A 23,145-nucleotide genomic window follows, 5' to 3' on the forward strand; every position below is an offset into this window, starting at 1 on the left:
TAAGGATATAAAGGCGCTTATTAGGCGCCTTTACCAGGGTTTTCCAAACTGAGGATACCGGTATTAAAATCATAAGCAAAAATCTCAGCATAACGCCCCCAGTCAATCATGGTGCGTAATACTCTGTCGGCTTCTTTTTCACTTAAATAATCTTCAAGTTTACTTAAAAACCGTTCTTCGGAAACTCTATGGCCTACTTTTTCATCGAGAATCCGTCGTATATGGCGTGCAAGAGGTACCTTTTCCAATAATCTTTGCGCAAATAATTGCTTACGCTCTTGAAGATCAGCCTCAGCAAATTGCTTCCCTAAGTCACTTAATTGAATATCCCCTGCAGAAACTTTAGCAAAACCTAATATTTCCAAAGTTTCGAGAATAGGGAACAGATCATCAATGTTCATCATTAACTCATCTGCAAGCTCTGGTAAATCAATCCGTTCTTCAAAAGAAGTCATCGTCTCAATCAGACCCGTCAATTCTGAAGGTTCTACATCAGGCAAGCGATATCCCAAGCCGATTTGTCGCTCTCTTTGTGCGCGTTTTGCCTTTTCTTTGGGGCCTGTTGTCATTAAGGTATAAATTTTATCAACCAAGGCCCGAAACTCAGGAGATTCAGGCTCACGTGGCTGTGGTAAAGTAACCGGTAATTCAGCACGAATGTATCCGGGATCATTACCAAAAATTACAATTCTATCGGCTAATGTGGCGGCTTCTTCGATATTATGAGTCACTAATAAAATACCATTGGTATTGGTTTTCTTTTCCTTCCATAGCTCCAATAAATCGGACTTTAGGTTTTCTGCAGTAAGGACATCAAGTGCAGAAAAAGGCTCATCCATTAATAAGACATCTGGGTTAATGACTAGCGCACGCGCAAAACCAACACGTTGCCGCATGCCTCCAGAAAGCTCTTTAGGAAACGCGGATTCAAAGCCGTCAAGGCCAATAATATCAATTGCTTCAATCGCACGATGTCTGCGCTCTTCGCGATTTACACCTTGTGCCTCAAGGCCCAGCTCCACATTTTCTAGTACGGTAAGCCAGGGCATCAGCGCAAAAGACTGAAAAACCATCGCAATCCCATCAACAGGGCGGGTAACCGGTTTGCCTCTATAAGTTACTGTGCCACTGGTAGGCGTTATAAGGCCCGCGATAATACGCAACAATGTAGACTTTCCCGAACCGGATTTACCTAATAATGCGACAATTTCACCTTCTTGCAGTTTAAAATTTACATCCTCAAGTACCAGCAGATCTTGTTCGGCTGCCTTTTTAAATGACTTGCGCAAGCTTTCTATAGCAATAATGGTTTCAGACATAGATATCTTTTAATTAAAGTTAAAACGTTCTTCCGCCAGTCGATAGAGCGGACGCCAAATCAAATGGTTAAAAGTAAGCACATACAAGCACATCATCCCAGTACCTAAAGCAATCTTGGGGAAATCCCCCGTTGCTGTACTGGCTTGAATGTACTCACCCAAGCCAGTGGCTCTCAGAGTTGTATCCCCCCAACTCACGAATTCTGCCACAATACTGGCGTTCCATGCACCACCAGCTGCGGTGATTGCGCCAGTAATATAAAAGGGGAAAATTCCTGGCAACGCCAACCTTTTCCACCAAAGCCATCCCTTCAAACCAAAATTATCTGCGGCAAGATAAAGCTCACGCGGAATACTCGATGCGCCTGCAATCACATTAAATAAAATATACCATTGGGTTCCAAGTATCATGAGAGGCGTCACCCATATTTCTACATTTAAATGAAACGCGACAATAGCAATGACAAATAAAGGATAGAATAAATTCGCGGGAAACGCTGCAACAAATTGGATGACAGGTTGTATTTTTTGTGCAATTCTTGGCCTTAAACCAATCCACACACCTATTGGAATCCAAATTAAAGAACTCAGGAAAATCAAACAAAGGACGCGTGTACCCGTTGCCGCACCAAGCAAAAACACATGCAAAATATCACTAACTTTCAATTCAGCGAGGATAAAGCGCAACAAAAACCACCCACCCGAACAAACGCTGAGTAAAACCAAAATGCTCAAAAAGCGATCTAAGAGCTTCTGTCTTTTAAAATCAACTTCTTTAATTGCTTTAGCCTCGTTGATCCTAAGCCAGCGCGCATTAACAAAATGATCGGTACAAATACCGATGATTTCAGCAAACTGCTTCATTAGCCGACTACCGCGTATCCAGTCCACTAACCAAGATTGATATTCAGCTTCATCGTGAGACTGCTCTGTTTTAAATTTTTCGGACCAGGCAATTAAAGGCCGGAAAAATATTTGATCGTATAAAAAAATAACAATCACCATCGCCAAAATGGCATAACCTACTGCATGTATATCGCGTTGCTGGATGGCTAAAGCAATGTAAGAGCCTACCCCCGGTAACCTGATGTCTTGATGCGCGACAGAAATTGCTTCTGATAAAACCACAAAAAACCAACTTGCAGACATAGAAACCATCATGTTCCACAATAAGCTCGACATAGAAAAAGGCACTTCCAATTTCCAGAAACGTTGCCATGCCGAAAGTCGGAACATAGAGGAAACTTCTTGTAAATCATGTGGCAAAGTTTTTAATGATTGATAAAAACCAAAAGTCATATTCCATACTTGCGCGCAAAAAATGGCAAAAATGGAGGCACATTCAGGTCCCAATAAACTGTTAGGAAATAGACGGATAAATCCAGTCACTGTAATGGATAAAAAACTAAGTACCGGAATGGATTGCAAAATATCGATAGCAGGAATAATGATTTGTTCTGCGCGTCGATTTTTAGCAGCCCAAAGCCCTATAATGAATGTAAAAATGATTGAAAAAAACAATGCAATAAACATACGCAACACCGTACGTAATGCATAAAACGGTAGGTTGGCAGGATCTAAAGAAATAGGTATCTGTTGTCCTAATCGATAAGGAGTGGCCATTTGTGAGCCTGCCCAACCCAAAAAGAACAAGATGGAAAAAACAAGAACAAGAAGCAACAAATCCCAACGATTTATATATCGGCCAAATCTATCAGGATTAGCAAAGTAGAACCGACTTTCTCGCACCATGCCTCCTTAATAACTTTGTCGACACCAGAATACACTCTGCAACTTATTAATCACGCAGTATAGGCCTGTGTACAATTCTACTGCCTTGGCAAAATGAAGAATTGTAAATAGGCCTTATTTTTATTGAAAAAGCAATGAAACGCACAATAACATCAACATAAACCCTGGTATGTCAAATGGTGACACAGGATTAGTTCTATTGGTGCGAGTTCAGCTGCTTATTTTAAGGATAGTAAAATACCATAAAGATGGCTTAATCGATAGCTTGAAGCAGCTGAATATAACGCTTTTCTATGCAATAATGGCATTTTAAATCTTATAAAAAATATAGTCCTCAAGATTCGCAGATAAAAAATTGTAAATAAAATAACGAGTAAATTATTAAAGTACATTAATATTCAATAAGTTACCCACTTTACTTTATTCAAGTCAGATTTAAATAAGAAAAATTTGATTAAAAACTGAACTTTTTGTTAATTTATGTGTCAAACATAGTGAGCATTTCCCCCGAATGCTTAGCTCCGCTTTACCCCCTCTTAAGCGGGGCAATGTTTGGATTATTATCTAAACATCCAATTTGCCCCGGCGCAGCCGGGGATTTTTTTGTGCATCGAATCTTGGTGGAAAGTCAGATTTGAGTTCTTTTTTCGTTTAAGATCAGCCAAATATAACTTTCCAATGTTACACTATGAGTTCATTCCAATAATTGATTAGATCTGAAAACAGGCCTACACTAAAAACCTATTTTTTAGGGTACAAGGGATCATGCGCATGAACAAAAAATTAGCTTTTATTCTATTATCATTTTTCTTCCAATTCAGTTATGCACAATCAGAACAGGCGGAACTATCTGTTTGGGTCAATGAAGCTATTGTTGCTACATATACCTACAGCTATCAAAATTATCTCGAAGATCAAAAGAAAATAGCCAAATATTTTACTGCTGATGGCTGGATTGCCTTCAATAAGGCTTTAAATGCTTCCAAATTGCCAGAAGCTGTGCAAAAAAATCAATATAGAGTGAGCTCGGTAGCAACTGAACCACCAGTAATCACAAACATTGATCCAACGCATTGGAAAGCAACCATGCGCTTATTGGTCGTATACCAGAATCCCCAGTATCAACAACGGCAACATCTGAAAATCAATATTAATTTTATAGCCGCACCGTCAGGCCAAGGGGTACGCGGATACAGCATGACTAATTTGCAGTCCGTAGCAACTAAACCCTCTTGTAAATGCATTATTGAAGAGGAAAGCGAACCAGCAACGCCAGTGCCAAATACTCCCGCTACGGATACACCCCCAACAAACTCGCCAGCTGCAAACCCACCTACGCCAAATAACGCCACACAATAAGACCTAGGTGCACGACAATTAACATACCAATCAAAATCAAAATAATATTTAATTTGCTTGGTATGGTTACGTCTAAAGCGGATTGCTCAGGCTGATTAGGATTATAATAAACATCAATTTCTGCATTTTCTTGAAAAGCTACGGCTGCTTTATAGGCTACACTACGGGAATATTTGCTATTTGGATTATTATGCGCTGTATCTAAAAACAGATATTCCCCGATCAAACTCTGCTCATTAACCTGATATGTGTATTCAATTTTAGGCCAAACACTATGGCCTACCTTTGTCCATTCACAGGCCGTAATTTGCCCTTTAACTTTTAGCCATGATTGCGCCTGCAGCAAAAGTTGACGATCACGCCAGAAATGTCTAAAGAGTATTAACAGAAAGAGCAACCATCCTAAATCTAGCATCCAACGCCAAACATTTAGCCCTGTCATTAAAGTAGTCCTAAGAAATATGCAGTATGCAATATACAGTATATATCGCAATAGGTATAATCACCCACATCAAAGTGATTGAAAAAGGACGTACTATGATTGCTAAAACCCCCCTTCACGCCACACATCAAGAATGTGGTGCTAAAATGGTTGATTTTCATGGCTGGGAAATGCCGTTGCATTATGGATCTCAGCTTAATGAACATCATTATGTTCGCCAAGATGCCGGCATGTTTGATGTCTCGCATATGACGATTGTTGACATACTTGGCGCTGGCGGTCGTCAATTTTTACGCAAGCTTTTAACAAACGACGTAGATCAACTCGCGCACAATGGGAAAGCGCTTTACAGTTGTATGTGCAACGAACACGGCGGCATTCTTGACGATCTCATCGTTTATCAACGGGCTTCAGATAACTATAGAGTCGTTCTAAATTCAGCAACGCGACAAAATGATTTAGCCTGGATTCGCAAAAAAAGTGAAGGCTTCGCTGTTGGTCTACAAGAACGAAGAGACTTGGCCATGATTGCCATCCAAGGACCTAATGCAATAGAAAAAACATTGAAAATTCTTAATCCCGCACAAATTGATGCGGTATCGACACTCACTCATTTTGAATGTGTCGATGTGGAACAATGGTTTTTTGCACGCACTGGATATACTGGGGAAGATGGATTTGAAATCATCGCGCCTCAAGAGTCCATAGTTCAATTATGGAATAGCTTAGTGCAGGTGGGTGTACATCCCTGTGGATTAGGTGCTCGCGATACACTGCGACTGGAAGCAGGTATGCTACTTTACGGCCAGGATATGGACATAACCACTAACCCCTTAGAATCAGGGCTTGCCTGGACCATTAAATGGGAGCCTACTGATCGTGATTTTATCGGCATGGGCGCCTTGTTCTCCCAAAAGCAAATAGGAATCAAGCGAAAAATGGTAGGACTTACCTTGTTGGATAAAGGAATTATGCGCCATGGACAAAAAGTGATAATTCCAGGTTGTGCAGATGGAATTATTACGAGTGGAAGCTATTCCCCCACTTTGGAAAAATCCATTGCTTTAGCACGTGTTCCACTTGAAACAGGTGATGAAGTCATGGTTGATATTCGTGGCAAATTAGTTCCGGCAAAAGTAGGTAAACCACGTTTTGTTAAATCAGGAAAAGCACTTTAAAATGAGAACTTGTAATCTGGATAAAACGATGTAGAACTAAAGTCGATGCGACTGACTCGAAGTTCCACTTTTGCTTCATCTAGGCTATATATTAATAAGGACAATACGAATGAATGAATTAAAATTCACAAACACCCATGAATGGCTAAAAGAAGAACAAAATGAAGTAACCGTAGGCATTACTGATCATGCACAACAATTATTGGGTGACATGGTTTTTGTAGAATTACCTGAAGTAGGTGATGAAGTGAGCGCAGGTGAAGAGTTAGGTGTTGTCGAGTCAGTAAAAGCTGCCTCTGACTTCTATTCCCCCATAAGTGGTATCGTTACTGCCGTTAATGAAGTAGTCGTTGAAAATCCGGCTCTTGTCAATTCTGATCCTTATGCTGCTGGTTGGCTTGTCAAGCTAAAGCCAAGCCATCCCAGTGAAATTGATAGTTTATTAACTGCCGAACAATATCAAAATGAGATAGCTGAGGAACATTAATATGCCCTATATCCCACACACTCCTGAAGACAGCAAAATGATGCTTGACGCTATTGGCGCGCAAGATACTCAAACTTTATTTGATGAAATTCCATTATCTCTGCAATATGCAGGATTTCAAAATATACCTGCCGGTGTCAATGAAATGGATATGCTAAAAGAAGCACAAGCACTGGCAAATAAAAATCGTAATGGAATTTGCTTTATGGGCGCAGGATGCTATGAGCATCATATACCTGCAGCGGTGTGGGATATTGCTTCACGTGGCGAATTCTTAACAGCATATACTCCTTACCAAGCCGAAGCCAGCCAAGGCACGTTACAATTGCTCTACGAATACCAAACCATGATCTGCGAATTAACCGGCATGGAAGTAGCGAATGCATCCATGTACGATGGGGCTACAGCACTTGCTGAAGCCATTTTGATGGCAGTGCGCCTCAATAAACACAGTAAAACAAATCGTGTATTAATTCCTGGGACGATTCATCCTTTCTACCGCGAAACCATTGAAACCATTCTGCAAACCCAACACATTGAAGTAATTACTTTGCCTTTTGATGAACAACAAGGTATTACTTCTCTTGCTGCATTGGCGCAATATACTGGAGAAGACATTACTGCACTGGTTATTGCACAACCTAATTTTTTTGGCTGCCTGGAAAAAGTAGATGAACTTAGTGATTGGGCGCATCAAAACAAAACAGTCAGCGTCGCCTGCGTCAACCCTGTATCGCTTGCCTTATTAAAACCACCAGGATCTTGGGGCAATCATGGGGTAGACATTGCCTGTGGCGAAGGTCAGCCTTTAGGTGCACCTATGGCATCAGGCGGTCCTTATTTTGGTTTTTTAAGTACGCGGATGACACATGTGCGCCAAATGCCTGGACGCATCATCGGTTGCACTGTGGACAAAGATGGGAAAAGAGGGTTTACCTTAACCTTACAGGCTCGTGAACAGCATATACGTCGTGCCAAAGCAACCTCAAATATTTGTACTAATCAGGGTTTATTGGTTACAGCGGCAACCATTCACATGAGCCTTTTAGGTGCAGAAGGTTTACAACAAGTTGCAAGCCAATGCCACCATAATACTCATGAACTAGTGGATGCCTTAATAAAAATTGATGGCGTAGAACAGGTTTTTAGCGCCCCTTATTTTCATGAAGCATTGCTGAAACTCAATCAACCTGTTGAACAGGTATTAAAGCAATTAGCGAATGCAGGAATCACCGGCGGTTATGCTCCAGAGGTTCATTACCCCCAATTGGCGAATACCCTATTAATTTGCGCGACAGAAATGCGTACTGCAGAGGAAATAGCGTTTTATGCCAAAACGTTGAAATCCATTTTGTCTCAGCGAGGTGTTCCATGTTTGTAATTCAGTTAACCTATTTAGTTCCTCTAAGTGAAGTAGATAAGTACCTGCAAGCACACAGAGAATTTCTTGATTACTATTATAAACAAGGTTTATTGCTGGCCTCAGGTCCTATGAAACCTCGTACTGGTGGAATCATTATTGCCGCATCAAATGATCGAGCTTATCTCGAATCCATATTCAAACAAGACCCCTATTATCTGACGGAGATTGCGGAGTATCAGTTTATTGAATTTACTCCAGTCCTTCATCGAGCTGAACTTAAAGAACTTATTCAAAAAATGGAAGGCAAATTATGTTGATTTTTGAATTATCTAAAAAAGATCGTCAGGCAACTGCCCAAGCACCCAAAACCTCAATCAGTAAATACACCATTCCTGCTGAATTGCAGCGAAAAACGCCCCCGAAAATGCCTGCCTGCTCCGAATTACAGGTGGTAAGACATTTTACGCGCTTATCCCATAAAAATTTCTCGATTGACAGTAATTTTTATCCGCTGGGTTCATGCACGATGAAATACAACCCTCGAGGAGTTCACAAAGCCGCGTCTATGGCGAATTTTCTTAACCGCCATCCCCTGGCAACAGAGGATAACAGCCAAGGTTTCCTGGAGTCATTATACCGCTTGCAAGAAAATATTGCTGAAATTACCGGGATGGCCGGTGTTTCCTTAACGCCTATGGCGGGATCACAAGGAGAGTTTGCTGGAGTTGCGATGATAAAAGCCTATCATCAATCTCGAGGTGACACTGCCCGTGATGAAATCCTGATTCCTGATGCAGCACATGGTACAAACCCAGCCTCTGCAGTCATGTGTGGTTTTAAAATCGTTGAAATAGCAACCGCTGCAGACGGGGATATCGATCTTGAAGAATTAAAAAGCAAACTTGGCCCCAAAACAGCAGGTATTATGCTGACCAATCCCTCTACTTTGGGCTTGTTCATGCGCCAAATTAAAGAGATAGCGGCACTGGTGCACCAGGCAGGTGGTTTACTGTATTACGATGGCGCCAATCTCAATGCTATTTTAGGAAAAGTAAGACCTGGAGACATGGGCTTTGATGTCATGCACTTAAACTTACATAAAACATTTGCTACACCGCATGGTGGAGGTGGTCCTGGTGCCGGCCCTGTGGCTGTCGGTAAGCGCTTGCTTCCCTTCATGCCTTTACCAATAGTGAAAAAAACTGACTCCGGATATCAATGGGCAACCCGGCAAGATTATCCACAAAGTATTGGCCGCCTATCCTGTTTCATGGGAAATGCAGGTATTTTACTGCGTGCCTATTTTTACATGCGTGTACTTGGTAAAGAAGGGTTACTCCGTGTTTCGGAATATGCAACCTTAAATGCAAATTATCTGCTCAAAGAACTCACTAAAGCAGGTTTTACTGCAGCCTATCCAAGCCGACGTGCTTCTCATGAGTTTATTCTTACTCTAAGTCCAGAAAAGAAAGTATACGGCGTTACTGCCATGGATTTTGCTAAACGCTTATTGGATTATGGTGTTCATGCGCCAACGACATATTTCCCGCTACTCATTCCAGAATGTCTGCTGATTGAGCCTACAGAAACTGAGAGCAAGGAAGAGTTAGACCAATTTGTGCATATCATGAAAACTATTAGAGAAGAAGCAGTCGCAAATCCTAATTTACTGAAAGAAGCACCACATACGCTACCTGTCAAACGACTGGATGATGTAAAGGCCGCTCGCGAGTTAGATTTAAATTATTTCGCACATAAAAAATCCCAAGAGAAGTAATAAATTTCCCCTTCTCCTGGGGGGAAAAACGCCCTCTCCCGCTCCCTATTCCACTTGTAGGAGTGGGGATTTTTCTGATTTAATAATCATTAATAAAACACATAGCGTGTGTCTTGTGCATCAATCTTATTAGGTCTATAACTATAAGATAGAATTAAAAATTTAGGTTCCATCTGCGTTCCAGATTGACGCGTCCAATGATGGTAAATGACAATGATATGTGACCTCTTCGGAAATCCGCTGAGGAGGATGAAGTGCAAGGAGAAACGGCGCGATGAGGATTCGACACCGGATCGCCAACGCAATTCGCCCCCGCAGTAGCGTTTCTGCAGAGACCATTTAAGGAACAGAATAAAGTGCCCCCAAAGAGCCTTACAGTTCTCCACTTTCTGTTACAAGACATACAAGTTTGTATGGACCTCAACTATATAGAGAAAGTGCTGCCTTTGCCTATGTTAGAGCTTGTTCCGTCTTGCCCAGACTATTTTGTTGGGTTAATGAATCTCAAAAATAAATGCATCCCTGTGCTTGATTTAGCAATTTGTACAGGCTTAGCACGCAATGAACAATACTCATTAAATATACCGATTCTCTTGTGTTCCGATGGAATACATCAAATTGGTCTAATTGTTGACAAAGTACTTGGCTTAAGCGATATCGATCAACAGCAAATCGAAGTGCATGAAGAATTTACAAATAATAACTCACCTTTTTTTGGTGCCATCACACTAGAAACCAGTGTTTCATTATTGCTCGACGTCAATTGGATTTTTGCGCTCAAATTAGCGCAAGAAATCAGCAAGTTGGGCGCTAATCATGAGTAATAGAACATGGGCAATAATACATTGAATGACGTAAAAATACTTGAACCTGCATTTATGGAATTAATCCATAATCGCTATGGGCTGGTAATCCATGTGAATCAAGCTCAAGAGTTAGCAAAAACCATTGCAACAGCATGCAATAAATTCAATTATCAACCTCAAGAATACTTGCAGCAATTAAAAAACTGCTCCAGTAACTCCTCTTTATTGGCTGATTTAGTCGCAGCAATTACCGTAGGAGAAAGCTATTTTTTCCGTGATAAAAGCCAAATGTATTTACTTGAGAGTAAACTTTTACCTGATTTGATAAAACACAAGGCACACGATTTTACTTTAAAAATTTGGAGTGCGGGTTGCTCTTCAGGCGAAGAAATATATACCCTCGCCATGTTGTTGGCAGAACTCATACCCAATATTGATATATGGGACCTCTATTTATTAGGCACCGATATCAATACCACAGCGCTGCAAAAAGCAACTAAAGCGACTTATGGACAGTGGTCCATGCGTTCTATTCCTGAGAAATATCTACAACGTTATTTCTTAAAAAATGGCCGTACCTATGATCTTTCACCAGAAATTCGCAATTTAGTGCAGTTTAAATACCTTAACTTATGCGATAACAGCTATCCATCCATAATTAATGGAATATTTGAGGTGGATTTAATTTTATGTCGCAATGTGCTTATTTATTTTGATAATGAGCTTGCCACAAAAATTATGCAAAAGCTCAGTGCATGTATGACTAAAAACGCTTATCTTATACTGGGTGCATCAGATCCTATTGTGACAACAGGGACAAATCTTGTCTTTCATCATGATGGTGCAATCTATTTCTCACTTGATAGCGAAACAAAGAAGGATTTTGAATGATGACTAAAGAACAAAAACAAGCCTCATCATTGATGCCCCAAAGTGAGGCCGCACTTCAGATCCTGCAAGCACGAGCCAAGCAACTTGCAAAACAGGAAATTGATACCAGCAAAAATCATGGCATTTCTTTTATTCGCTTCAGACTTGGCCAAAATGAAAGCTATGGAGTTGCTTATCAGTATGTACAAGAAATTTTGCATAATGCATCAATGGAGCGACCTCCTTTTGTGCCCCATTTTATCGCTGGAGTACTCAATTGGCGTGGCGCATTAATTACGGTGGTTGATCTCGCTAAATTTTTTCATCCTCGTCAGGCCGAGCATCGTGTGCAACAGGATAATAAATTTGTAATTGTTATCCAGGCAAACAATATAACTCTCGGCTTACTTGCAAATCAGGTTGAAGGCAGCGAAACTTATCGACCAGACCAATTAGCATCACCCTTATCCGCTGCCAATGTTGCGAATCCGGAATATATTCTAGGTTTGCATCATGCAGTGACTGCAATCATTAATATCGAAACGATAATACCCAGCTTAAACCAGGAAATTAAAATGCGTTTATACAAGACAGGAGAGTCTCATGGAAACTAATGGTAATGAAAGACGCTTTGTTATTACGGTACGCGCCCGATTACTTATTGGCTTTATGACTCTTAGCCTGCCTTTATTGATATTAATGTTATTTTTGATACCCAAAGTCGATACCGTCGTCTTTCTAAGTCAAAAAATCCGTAGTGAAAACTTACCCCAAATTCTTGATAGTCAAATTTTCCAAGCGCAAGACGTAGTTGAACACTGGGCAATGACTGGAGATGAGAACTCGAAAATACATTTTGCACGTCTATGGGATGATATCAATAATATTAGAAGCCAGTGGGATGAAGCAATGCATACACTCGGTAATAAAAAATTGCAAGAACAGTGGGATAAATTACAAGATTTATACCTCTCACTTTACGATGAGCAATCATCCATAATAAATGTGCCTAGAAACCCCAATGATCCTAATAATGTAGCAAACAGTAGGAATAAGACAAAAGAAGTTAAGCATAACATGCTTAACCTTATCTTAGGGAACTATTCTGCAGAATCGGGCAAACGAAGTGGTGGCATATATGTCCTTTTAGGGAATGAAGTTGAAAAAAATGCCAGCCTAATTAGTAGCTGCTTAAACACGTTAAAGACAACCGCTTATTGGCTATTAAGCCTTACTATTATTTTAACCATTTTAGTTCCCTATTTAACCCAGCAAGCGATTGCAGGTCCCGTTGACAAAGCAATTAATATTGCCGAGCGAATTGCTGCGGGTGAACGTGATGTAGTCATCCATATTCCCTCTGCAGATAAATTAGGAAAATTGCTTTTGTCGCTTAAAACCATGCAGGAAGCGATTAGGAAAAATGAAGAAATCTTGCGCACAAAAGAAGAAGAGTCACGCGAATTATTTGAAAAACTGGTTAATTCATCGAAAAAATTTAGGCTGCATAGCAGTAAAGTTGCGGCAGGAGATCTCAGAGAACGCCTGCAAATTGATAAAGAAGACATCCTGCAAGAGTTGGGAAAAGATTTAAATTCGATGACCGATGGTTTGGCCTCAATTACCAAAAAAATTACTACGGTCAGCAATGATATAGTTACTATGGTTGAGACCGTACTCACCTCCGCAAATGAACAAGCTGAAGGGATTACGTCACAAGCCTCTGCCATTAATGAAATCAGTGCTTCATTAGAGGAAATTGATAAAAGCTCAAAACAAACCATGACCAAAGCACAAACTCTGCGTGAAGTGGCTAAAAATACATATGAACAAGGGAAACTCGGTACCGAGTCCGTTGAGCAAAGTATTCAAGGCATTAAAGCGTCAGAAGAAAAAATGAAGCTTATCGCACAAACCATTCTTGATTTAAGTAATCACACACAACAAATTGGTGATATTACCTCCGTGGTCAATACCCTATCGCAACAATCAAAGATGTTGGCATTAAATGCATCGATTGAGGCATCAAAAGCCGGAGAGGCTGGAAAAGGTTTTGCGGCGGTAGCCACCGAAGTAAGAAATCTTGCTGAGCAATCAGAACAGTCAACGGTGCAAGTACAAAAAATTCTTGAAGACATTCGACGTACTACTGAAAAAGCAGTCACCGTGACTGAAGAAGGAACAAGGACCCTTGATTCCGGAACAAAGCTCATCGAAAAAGCCGGCCAAGTCATTCAGACACTGAGCAAAATGCTTAATGAAGCTGCTATTTCAAGCCAACACATTGAGGTGGCCATTCGCCAAGAGGCGGTCGGCATAGAACAAATTGTTGAGAGCATGAATGAAATAAATCGCACGACCTCAACTTTTTCAAGTGGCATAAAAGAGATGATGGCGTTTATTCAGAATTTGGATAATATTGCCAAACATCTAAAAGATGATGTGGATACTTATAAAGTTTAGGGGATCCAATGGCTCCAGACGAGCATTTATTAAAAGAGTTGCTTGAAACATTCAGCACAGAGCTTGAATCATTACTGACTATCATCACTGATAATTTAAAAGAATTTGACCGTGATGAATCAGCAGCTGATTTAAGTCCCATGCAGGAAGAAATTTCGCGAGCAGGGCGTAATATTAAGGTCTCAGCACTTTCTATTGGTATCAATGACCTGGGGAATATGGCTGCGTGCATTGAACAACTGTTTGCACCTTCCCAGAAGGTCGCCGCAGAAGTCATAAGTTTAACATTTCACGCCGTAGATGGAATGCGCGAGATCCTATATGATTTTATAGAAAAAAAACCTCACTCATCTGCGCTTGATGAATTATTACATCAATTACAAAATGCACTCATCGATAAAGAGCAAGTAGCAGCACCCACCACTGGAGGAAAATCTACGGTCCCCGAAAATCTAGCCGCTGAAACAACAACCGCCTCTAAAACAGTGGATAATGAATTCATTAAAAAAATTGTTGAGACATTCAAATCAGAACTCCAGGAAAATTTAATCACGATTACTGATGGTTTGCTACAGCTTGAAAAGGGAACAAAATCAGAACAAGATTTTCAGAATGTGCTCAAAGAAATTTTTCGGATTGCCCATAACATCAAAGGATCTGCACGTGGTATAGGAGCTCATGATGTCGGTGAGATTGCCCATCATATAGAAACATTATTTATAGCCATTCAGAAAAAAAATGTAAAAATTTCTTCAGAACTCATTAATCTTTGTCTGCAATCGATCGATTACATGAATGAAGCAATGCAATGCTACAGCGAGCAAAAACCACTGTCTTTTGATTTAAACAAACACTTACTGCAACTGCAACAATACACAAAGCTATCTGCTGAAGACATATTGCCTACATCAGAACTACATGAGCAATACATGTCAGCTCTTGCACATGCTCCAGGGGCTCAAGAACTACACGCTAAAGCCAGTGAATTTGAATCAATACGCGTCTCTTTACAAAATTTAGATAGCGTTTCATTTTATACAGAAGAAATTCAATCCATTAAACTTGCTATTGAAGAATATTATTCCAAACTGGCTAAAATGAATTTCAAAATCGATGACCTGCTCCTTTCGTGGAAAAAAAATAGAGCCTATTTTAAAACGCTTGCTGAAGATAAAAACGAACCAATAGATTATCTATTCTCGACAAATTTCGTTGAATTATCTGAAATCAATAATTCAATTCACTTAATGCAAAGAGAAATGTATTTGTCTATTAATGAATTATCTCTTCTGTTAACTTCACTACAAGATGAAATTCGCACCTTACGCCTTATCCCAGTCTCCGCACAATTACGTTATTTACCACGAACTGTCCGTGATTTGGCTCAAGAATTAAACAAGCAAGTCAATCTTGAAATAAACAGTAATGATGTAAAAATTGATAAGATAATCCTAGATGGTTTAAAAGATCCAATTATGCATCTTTTACGCAATGCAATTGATCACGGTATAGAAAAAGCAGAGATTCGTGAAGCAGCTGGGAAGTCGTCACAAGGCAATATTCAGATCAAGGTCAGTCAGGAAGACAACCAAATTGTGTTCAAAATAATTGATGATGGCGCCGGCATTAGGACAGATGATTTGAGTCGTATTGCACTGCAAAAAAATATGGTGACACAAGCTGAGCTAGGAAATATGAAGAAAGAAGATCTTTACGAGCTCATGTTTCGACCTGGTTTCTCTACCCGTGAAGTGGCAACCGATATTTCTGGTCGAGGCATAGGCCTGGATGCAGTCCGCTCCAATTTGCTGCGTTTAAAAGGTCAGGTTAGTGTTGAAAGCCAACTCGGTAAAGGTACGACCTTTTATCTGAAAGTTCCATTCACATTAGCCACTGAACGGGGGTTGATTATCTCCTGTTGCAATCAAGTATTTGTACTGCTTACCAACTCAGTGGAAGGTGTCATGTTGTTAAAAAAACATGAGATTATAAACGTGGAGGGTATCCCTTCCATTCTTGTCAAAGAACAACCCGTTTTGTTATGCTCTTTATCTAAGGCACTGCATCTTGATGAAAAGAAACAGAATTTTAAAGAATATATCTCGGTTATTGTAATCAAAAATAATGAAGACCGAATTGCCTTGTTTGTCGATGAAATTATTGGTGAAAGGGAAATTGTACTCAAACCCTTACAAGAACCACTAACCAATATACCTTGCATTATCGGAGCGACCTTAACAGGAAGCAATCAAATTAATTTCGTATTAAATTCTGCTGAAATAATTAAGCGAATGTTGCTATAGTGAGTACTACCTATGATAAAAATTTTAATTACCGATGACTCACCAACAGAAGCTGCATTAATTCAACACATCATAGAATCTGAAGAAGACATGCAAGTCATTGGTATTGCAAAAAATGGCCAAGAAGCAATTGAATTAGCTGAAAAATTAAAACCCGACCTCATTACGATGGACATTCAAATGCCAATCATGGATGGGCTTGAGGCAACACGCATTATTATGGCGCACAATCCAAGACCCATTGTTGTGATAAGCTCTATGGTGAATGATGAATCAATACATGCTACGTTCCATATTCTGGAAGCAGGAGCATTAACTGCTTTAACAAAACCGGTGAATGTATTTTCTCCTTCATTTGAAGAAAGCAGACAACACATCGTGGATATCCTACGCAGTCTTTCTGAGATTCGTGTTATTAAAATACCCTTGAAGAAACATTTGAATCTTGATGAAAGCAAAAAGCATAAGATAGAACATACTAAAGAGAATCATTACGAAATTATCGCGATGGGGGCCTCGGTTGGCGGACCTATGGCATTGAAGACGATTCTCTCGCAATTAACTCCGGACTTTCCTTTACCCATTATGGTTGTTCAACACATGAGTAGTGGTTTTATCCGCGGATTTGCCCAATGGCTAGGAGAACATATAAGCCTTAAAGTAAAAAATGCAGTCGATCATGAACCACTTGAAAAGGGAACTGTATATATAGCTCCTGAACACAAACATATGATAGTTGAACGTGTTCACGAACAATTGGTATGTAAGTTAGTTGATGGCGCACCTGTTTCTGGTTTTTGTCCTTCAATTACTCGACTACTGCAATCAATTGCTACGGTTTCTGGGAAAAAAGCGATTGGAATCCTGTTAACTGGGATGAGTAATGATGGCGCAGAAGGTTTATTGGAGTTAAAAGAGGCTCATGGACATACCTTGGTGCAAAATCAAGAAAGTTCCATAGTTTTTGGCATGGGGGCTGTTGCCCAGTCAATGAATGCAGTAGATCAAGTCATCGGCTTGGAACAGATTGCAAGTTACTTAACACGAATTTGTGCCACTGAAAATGAGTAACCCTTTTATGGAAAAAGAAAATCCAGTGATTTTGGTTGTGGATGATAGCGCCACCATGCGTTTAATTACCTGTAATGCATTAACCAAAGTGGGTTTTAACGTCCTGCAAGCAGAACATGGAGAGGCAGCTCTAGAATTGCTTAAAACATCAAAGCCTGATGCGATGCTACTGGATGTAGAAATGCCTGGCTTAAATGGGTTTGAAGTATGTGCCGAAATTCGCAAACTACCCGATTGGCGTTATCTGCCAATTATGATGGTTACTGGCTTAGAAGATTATGAATCAATTAATCAAGCGTTCCAAGCTGGCGCTACCGACTTTACCACCAAACCTATTAATCCGGCGCTCTTAGGATATCGGGTGCGTTATATGGTGCGTACTAATTCTTATTTTCAAGAACTACAAGTCGCGGAACAAAAAGTCCGGGTACTCAATAATGAACTCATCGATAAATTGGTCGAAATCCAGCAAAATGCAATTGCTGTAGCACGCTTTGTACCCCAAGATTTCCTGAGGGTGCTGAATCGTAAAAATATTGCAGACATAAAACTTGGCGACTGCGTTGAAAAAGAGATGTCTGTTCTTTTTTTTGATATAAAGTCCTTTACCGCAATGGCCGAACAATTATCTCCTGTTGAAATCTTCAATCTGTTTAATACGCTTATGAGTTATTTGGATCCTGCCATTCTTAAAAACTCAGGTCTTATTGATAAGTATATTGGCGATGCCATTATGGCATTGTTTAATACTGCTGACGATGCAGTTTCTGCTGCATTGGCTATGTTAGACGCATTAAATACGTTTAATACTGCTCGCGAGCGTGATGCTCTCCCCACTATTAATGCGGGAATTGGAGTAAACACCGGGAACTTGATCCTAGGTACTGTTGGTTTTGAGGCGCGCATGGATTGCAGTGTGATTAGCGATGCGGTCAATATTGCTTCTCGGCTTGAAACATTAACTCGAATTTTTAATATCGAACTTATAATTGGCGAAGAAACCTATGAACAATTACAACGAAAAGAAAAATACGATTTACGTTTCTTAGGTTTAACAACAGTAAAAGGCAAAAGCCAGCCCATCAAAATTTATGAGGTTTTTAATCATAATACCCCAGACAATGTGCAATTGAAAAAAGATTCCGCCCCTATTTTTGCTGCAGCGTTGAATCAGTATGAAGCAAAACAATTTGATGAAGCAGCAAAAATTTTTGCACAAATCGTATCGAGTAATCCCAATGACGCACCAGCGCGATATTTATTGCAACAATGTCAAGAGCGGTTTAGAAGTACACCATAGATTGGGCTTTGGCCCAACCGACAGGGTTCAACCTGCTTTGATTTGATCAACTACTTGCTGATTCAGATGAGTCACAATCAAACTGACTAATTTCACTGCTTGGTCATAATCCCGCTTATCAAATACCCCAGCTTGTTGATGTGCATAGCGAATGGGGACGCCGATATTAATACTAGGAACGCCTGAACCAGAGCCTTGTACTTTTGAGCCATCTTGTCCATAACCTATTTCCGATTCCAACTGCACCTGGATGTTATTTTTTTTGGCCAAATCCAAAATCCAATTAAGCAGCTCTTGATGAGGAATCATGGAACGATCATAGACAAAGAGAGTAGGCCCTTTACCTAAAGCGATGCGGCCTTTGCGTTTGGCAACTAACGCGGGATAATCATCAGCAATACCCACTTCAACATTAATTGTAATATCTGGATGCGTACTCTGATACACTGTACTCGCACCGCGCAAACCAACCTCTTCTTGTACCGTTGCAGCAGCATACAGTTGATTCGGTCGCTCCTGGTTTTTAATAGAGTCCAGAACATCGCCAATGAGTGCCAATCCTAGACGGTCATCAAGTGCTTTCGCTAAAAACCGATTGTCACTTAATGCACTGAATTGACTGGCAGGAGTCACTTGCAATCCGGGGCGTACATTAAACTTTGTTTCCGCTTGCTCTTTGTTTTCTGCACCGATGTCAAGAAATACTGCATGAGCCGCAGGCAGATTATTTTTTTTGGCCTCTTCGATAAGATGCGTTGAATCCATTCCAGAATAAGCCAAAATAGGCCCCTGCGGTGTAGAAACCATCCAACGTTGTGCAAAAATTACTGAAGCAGGAATACCACCCAGAGGGATAATCTTTAAAAAGCCATCAGGAGTAATGGATTCAATCATGTACCCAACTTCATCCATGTGCGCCATTAATAAAACATTGGGACCTTTTTGATTCAATTTATATTGACCAATTAAATTACCCATTCCATCGACGCTAAGGTTATTCATTGATTGCTGCCATTGCTGCTTGACTACATCGCGAACAGACTTCTCAAAACCGGATGCACCTGCCAAATCAGTTAACTTCGCTAAAGAATGCTCGTCAGCAACAGCGCTCGCAGTAGCACTAATTAGCATCAAGCCTAACATTAACTCTTTTGATTTTTTCATCACCAATATCCTTATATAAAATCCAATAGAAACAATAACCCATGCTAATAAGGTCCGTTTACAGCCCTACTGATTATTGTGAGCTTATTCTACTATAGTAACCGTCTAATATTTAGGCTATTATTGAGCTTTTTTAGCATTGGAACAATTTTTGTCATGTACACTGCCATCATAATCCCTGCTCGTTACGCTTCAACTCGTTTACCGGGGAAGCCTCTGGCAATGATTCGTGGCCAAACCATGCTGCAACGGGTGGTGCGCTTATCTCTGGCAGCAGCTGAAGGATTAAAAAATGTTTCAGTAGTCGTTGTAACGGATGACTCGCGGATTGTTCAACATTGCGATGAACTCGGTGTTATCTCGGTAATGACCTCTCCAGACGCGCCCAGTGGAACAGACAGAGTTGCTGAAGCAATACGCCATCTGCCGAGCAAACCAGATTTTGTTTTAAACATGCAAGGTGATGCTCCGTTAACCCCCCCTGATTTTTTACGCGCACTGATCGATGCGTTTGCTGCCTCTCCTTGTGATGCCGTAACGCCGGTGACTCAGTTAAGCTGGAAACAGCTCGATAGCCTGCGCCAAAATAAATTGCTTACCCCATTTAGTGGCACTACAGCGGTATTCAATGAAAAAACAGGCAATGCGTTTTGGTTTAGTAAAAATATTATTCCTGCCATACGTAAAGAAGAGGAATTACGCCAAAAAAACGATTTAAGCCCTGTATTCCGCCATATTGGCTTGTACGGCTATTCAGTAGATATGCTCGAACAATATATTACTTTGCCAGAAAGTTTTTTTGAAAAAATGGAAGGATTAGAACAATTACGTATTTTGGAAAACGGTTATACCCTCCGTTGCATTCCAGTTGATTACAAAGGCCGTGCCAACATGTCAGGCATTGATAGTCCAGAAGATGTAGCTCGTGCTGAGGCATTGATTGCGCAATATGGCGAATTATTAGAGAGTAGGTAACGATGACAACACGATTACTCATTGCACGCCATGGCAATACATTTGGACCAGGTGATCTTGTTCGCAGAGTGGGGACCACCGATTTACCTCTGGTTGATAGTGGTTTGCATCAAGGACGTCTGTTGGGTATGTACCTAAAAAATAACCAGCTTATTCCTGATGTTATTTTCTCTTCCAAGCTCAAAAGAGCGATCCAAACGGCAGAGCAAGCACAAACGACCATGGGCACCAATTTACCCATTGAAACATTGGCTATTTTCAATGAGATTGACTACGGACCAGATGAAAATCAGCCCGAAGAACAGGTTGTTGGTCGCATTGGCAAAGAAGCCATAAATGCCTGGGAATCACAAGCTATAGTACCTGAAGGTTGGAAAGTCGACCCTGCTGCACTAATTAAGAATTGGCTGGACTTTGCCACACGCATACGTCAAGAGTATGCAGGAAAGACATGCCTTGTAGTTACAAGTAATGGAATTGCCCGTTTTTCTCCCTATTTGACAGGTGATTTTGCAACATTCAGTGCACAATTCGGAATTAAAATCGCGACTGGAGCAGTATGTGTCTTTGAGCATAGCGAACCCGTTGCACAATGGCAGTGTCGGGCTTGGAATGTGAAGCCCGCATTGCAGATGTAGCTTTCCAGCTGTCTATTTGCTTTGTAGCCTGGGTTTCGCTGCGCTGCACCCAGGCTACAATTCAAAATTTTTAAATGACAATTCAGGAATGTAATTAATGAAATTATGGATGATACTTTATTCTCTGTTCATGAGCTCCCTTTGCCATGGAACTTCTACCTATTGTTCACCTAAGCAACCGTGTTGGCCAACGCAAGCGCAATGGGATACATTAAATAAAGCGGTAAACGGGCATTTGCAGCAAGGACATTCGCCCTTATCTCCCTGTATTAAAAACACAGACAACAGTGCATGCAAAGAGGTGCTCAATAAACTAAAAAATCCTTTTTTTATTGAATCACAACCAGGCGCAACCCAGTCCAATGGTTGGGTCGATGCATGGCAATCGGCAGTAAGCCCTTACGTAGTTGCTGCTGAAAATGCCCAAGAAATTGCTGCAGCAGTTAATTTTGCACGCACACATCGAATAAAACTTGTAGTGAAAGGAACTGGACATGATTACCTTGGGCGCTCCAATGCTGCCAATTCACTCTTAATCTGGACGCATAACATGCGTCAGGTAACTCTGCATGAGCACTTTGTCCCCCAGGGATGTCCTGCAACGCAAACACCTAAACCCGCAGTCACCGTAGCAGCAGGCACACGTTGGATAGAAGCATATAAAGAAGTCACTACAAATAATGGCCGCTACGTGCAAGGAGGAGGATGTGCTACGGTAGGTGCTGCTGGTGGCTTTATTCAAGGTGGCGGCTTTGGCAGTTTTTCCAAAAAATTTGGTACTGGCGCTGCGGGAGTTCTCGAAGCAGAAATCATTACTGCTGATGGAGCGATACGCACTGCTAACGCCTGCCAAAATCAAGATCTTTTCTGGGCATTAAAAGGAGGAGGCGGAGGCACCTACGGCGTCGTCAGCAAAATCACGTTACAAACTCATGAGCTTCCCAACACATTTGGCAAGGTTAAAGGAGCAATTACCGCGAAATCAGATGCGGCATACGAACAGCTGATTCATTACTTTATCAATTTTTATCGAGCCAATCTCAATAATGAACATTGGGGAGAACAAGTCAGTTTAACTCCAGAGAATAAGATGAATTTCTCCCTGGTTTTTGAAGGTTTAAGCAAAACAGAAGTAGACAAACTTTGGCAACCATTTCTTGATTGGCTAGCCAAAAAGCCTGAGCAATACCAATTTGCGCTTCACAGTACGACACGCCCTGCAAGACACTATTGGGATTTGGATTATTTGCTTGCAAATGCTCCTGATGCGATTGCGGTGAATAAAGAATCTCCCACTGAGTTTTGGTGGGCATCGAATCAAGCCGAAGTATCTATGTACATCAACTATTATTTATCTATGTATCTACCTTTCAATTTATTTGCTAAAGAAAATACCGTGCAGTTTGCCAAGACACTTTTTAAGGCATCGCGCATCACCGCAATCGCCCTGCATTTCAATAAAGGCTTGTCGGGTGCATCACCTGATGCTGTTACACGTCAAAAAAATACAGCCATGAGCTCCGAGGTACTTGATGCAGCCGCTTTAGTCATTATTTCTGGCGGCCAACAAGATGCCTATGCCCATATTGCAGGTCATAAACCTGATTTCATCAAAGCAAAAAAAGCCATACACCAAGCAAACGAAGCCATGAAGCTACTGCAAGCCTTAAGTCCTCATTCCGGCACGTATCCAAATGAAGCGGATTATTTTATTAAAAATTGGCAATCCGCTTTATGGGGAAATAATTACCCCAGACTACTGCAGATAAAACACCAATACGATCCACATAATGTATTTACCTGTCACCATTGTGTGGGGAGTGAATAAGATGTAGCCTGGGTGCAGCGTTGCGAAACCCGGGAAAAATTGATGATTAA

Annotated in this window: 20 protein-coding genes; 16 read left to right on the forward strand and 4 right to left on the reverse strand. The window is 40.8% G+C overall.

What is annotated here, in order from left to right:
• Window positions 1-20 precede the first annotated feature (20 nt).
• Together BGO44_RS03180 and BGO44_RS03185 are read right to left on the reverse strand one after the other, a co-directional pair.
• Window positions 21-1,319, reverse strand: a complete 1,299-nt coding sequence (locus BGO44_RS03180) for an ABC transporter ATP-binding protein (protein ID WP_058511276.1) — start codon at window positions 1,317-1,319, stop codon at window positions 21-23.
• Window positions 1,320-1,328: 9 nt separating this feature from the next.
• Entirely contained in the window at window positions 1,329-3,068 is a 1,740-nt protein-coding gene (locus BGO44_RS03185; RefSeq protein WP_157070767.1) for an ABC transporter permease, read from the reverse strand.
• A gap of 774 nt (window positions 3,069-3,842) precedes the next feature.
• On the opposite strand from BGO44_RS03185, the gene BGO44_RS03190 reads away from it, so the two are divergent.
• Window positions 3,843-4,430 (forward strand): DotI/IcmL family type IV secretion protein, encoded by a 588-nt coding sequence (locus BGO44_RS03190; RefSeq protein ID WP_058511278.1) that lies wholly within the window; start codon window positions 3,843-3,845, stop codon window positions 4,428-4,430.
• Here BGO44_RS03190 and BGO44_RS03195 read toward each other — a convergent pair.
• The gene (locus tag BGO44_RS03195) at window positions 4,405-4,872 is read right to left on the reverse strand and encodes a DUF3592 domain-containing protein (protein WP_058511279.1); all 468 of its coding nucleotides are present in this window, start codon (window positions 4,870-4,872) and stop codon (window positions 4,405-4,407) included. The two genes, BGO44_RS03190 and BGO44_RS03195, sit on opposite strands and share 26 nt — an antisense overlap.
• A gap of 95 nt (window positions 4,873-4,967) precedes the next feature.
• Here BGO44_RS03195 and gcvT point away from each other — a divergent pair, with 95 nt between their 5' ends.
• From gcvT to BGO44_RS03255, 12 genes are all read left to right on the forward strand, one after another.
• The gene (gcvT, locus tag BGO44_RS03200; protein ID WP_273198180.1) at window positions 4,968-6,050 is read left to right on the forward strand and encodes a glycine cleavage system aminomethyltransferase GcvT; all 1,083 of its coding nucleotides are present in this window, start codon (window positions 4,968-4,970) and stop codon (window positions 6,048-6,050) included.
• A gap of 109 nt (window positions 6,051-6,159) precedes the next feature.
• Complete coding sequence (gcvH, locus tag BGO44_RS03205; protein WP_058511280.1) at window positions 6,160-6,537, forward strand: glycine cleavage system protein GcvH; 378 nt, start codon at window positions 6,160-6,162, stop codon at window positions 6,535-6,537.
• A 1-nt stretch (window position 6,538) separates the two neighbouring features.
• On the forward strand, window positions 6,539-7,918 hold the full coding sequence (gene gcvPA, locus BGO44_RS03210; protein ID WP_273198088.1) for an aminomethyl-transferring glycine dehydrogenase subunit GcvPA: 1,380 nt from the start codon (window positions 6,539-6,541) through the stop codon (window positions 7,916-7,918).
• The gene (locus tag BGO44_RS03215) at window positions 7,909-8,217 is read left to right on the forward strand and encodes a YciI family protein (protein WP_273198087.1); all 309 of its coding nucleotides are present in this window, start codon (window positions 7,909-7,911) and stop codon (window positions 8,215-8,217) included. Before gcvPA ends, BGO44_RS03215 begins: the two co-directional genes overlap by 10 nt.
• Complete coding sequence (gcvPB, locus tag BGO44_RS03220; RefSeq protein WP_273198086.1) at window positions 8,211-9,677, forward strand: aminomethyl-transferring glycine dehydrogenase subunit GcvPB; 1,467 nt, start codon at window positions 8,211-8,213, stop codon at window positions 9,675-9,677. The genes BGO44_RS03215 and gcvPB overlap by 7 nt, the downstream gene beginning before the upstream one ends.
• Window positions 9,678-10,033: 356 nt before the next feature.
• Window positions 10,034-10,501, forward strand: coding sequence for a chemotaxis protein CheW (locus BGO44_RS03225; protein ID WP_273198085.1), 468 nt, complete (start codon window positions 10,034-10,036; stop codon window positions 10,499-10,501).
• A 6-nt stretch (window positions 10,502-10,507) separates the two neighbouring features.
• The gene (locus BGO44_RS03230; RefSeq protein ID WP_273198084.1) at window positions 10,508-11,374 is read left to right on the forward strand and encodes a CheR family methyltransferase; all 867 of its coding nucleotides are present in this window, start codon (window positions 10,508-10,510) and stop codon (window positions 11,372-11,374) included.
• Window positions 11,371-11,967, forward strand: coding sequence for a chemotaxis protein CheW (locus tag BGO44_RS03235; protein ID WP_058511286.1), 597 nt, complete (start codon window positions 11,371-11,373; stop codon window positions 11,965-11,967). Before BGO44_RS03230 ends, BGO44_RS03235 begins: the two co-directional genes overlap by 4 nt.
• Window positions 11,957-13,816, forward strand: coding sequence for a methyl-accepting chemotaxis protein (locus BGO44_RS03240; RefSeq protein WP_058511287.1), 1,860 nt, complete (start codon window positions 11,957-11,959; stop codon window positions 13,814-13,816). Before BGO44_RS03235 ends, BGO44_RS03240 begins: the two co-directional genes overlap by 11 nt.
• A gap of 8 nt (window positions 13,817-13,824) precedes the next feature.
• On the forward strand, window positions 13,825-16,119 hold the full coding sequence (locus tag BGO44_RS03245; protein WP_273198083.1) for a chemotaxis protein CheA: 2,295 nt from the start codon (window positions 13,825-13,827) through the stop codon (window positions 16,117-16,119).
• 12 nt (window positions 16,120-16,131) lie between these two features.
• Window positions 16,132-17,190, forward strand: a complete 1,059-nt coding sequence (gene cheB / locus BGO44_RS03250; RefSeq protein WP_058511289.1) for a chemotaxis-specific protein-glutamate methyltransferase CheB — start codon at window positions 16,132-16,134, stop codon at window positions 17,188-17,190.
• Window positions 17,191-17,197: 7 nt separating this feature from the next.
• Window positions 17,198-18,490, forward strand: a complete 1,293-nt coding sequence (locus BGO44_RS03255; protein ID WP_273198081.1) for a response regulator — start codon at window positions 17,198-17,200, stop codon at window positions 18,488-18,490.
• 27 nt (window positions 18,491-18,517) lie between these two features.
• Here BGO44_RS03255 and BGO44_RS03260 read toward each other — a convergent pair whose 3' ends face one another.
• On the reverse strand, window positions 18,518-19,654 hold the full coding sequence (locus BGO44_RS03260; protein WP_273198080.1) for a M42 family metallopeptidase: 1,137 nt from the start codon (window positions 19,652-19,654) through the stop codon (window positions 18,518-18,520).
• A 156-nt stretch (window positions 19,655-19,810) separates the two neighbouring features.
• Here BGO44_RS03260 and BGO44_RS03265 point away from each other — a divergent pair, with 156 nt between their 5' ends.
• The 3 genes from BGO44_RS03265 (at window position 19,811) to BGO44_RS03275 (ending at window position 23,095) form a co-directional block, all read left to right on the forward strand.
• A complete protein-coding gene (locus BGO44_RS03265; RefSeq protein WP_273198079.1) occupies window positions 19,811-20,629 on the forward strand; it encodes a 3-deoxy-manno-octulosonate cytidylyltransferase in 819 nt (272 codons plus the stop codon).
• A gap of 2 nt (window positions 20,630-20,631) precedes the next feature.
• Window positions 20,632-21,267, forward strand: coding sequence for a histidine phosphatase family protein (locus tag BGO44_RS03270; protein WP_273198078.1), 636 nt, complete (start codon window positions 20,632-20,634; stop codon window positions 21,265-21,267).
• A gap of 97 nt (window positions 21,268-21,364) precedes the next feature.
• Window positions 21,365-23,095, forward strand: coding sequence for an FAD-dependent oxidoreductase (locus tag BGO44_RS03275; protein ID WP_058511294.1), 1,731 nt, complete (start codon window positions 21,365-21,367; stop codon window positions 23,093-23,095).
• The last annotated feature ends 50 nt before the right edge of the window (window positions 23,096-23,145 follow it).

Source organism: Legionella sp. 39-23, from assembly GCF_001897665.1.
In the GTDB taxonomy this organism is placed as follows: Bacteria; Pseudomonadota; Gammaproteobacteria; order Legionellales; family Legionellaceae; genus Legionella; species Legionella steelei.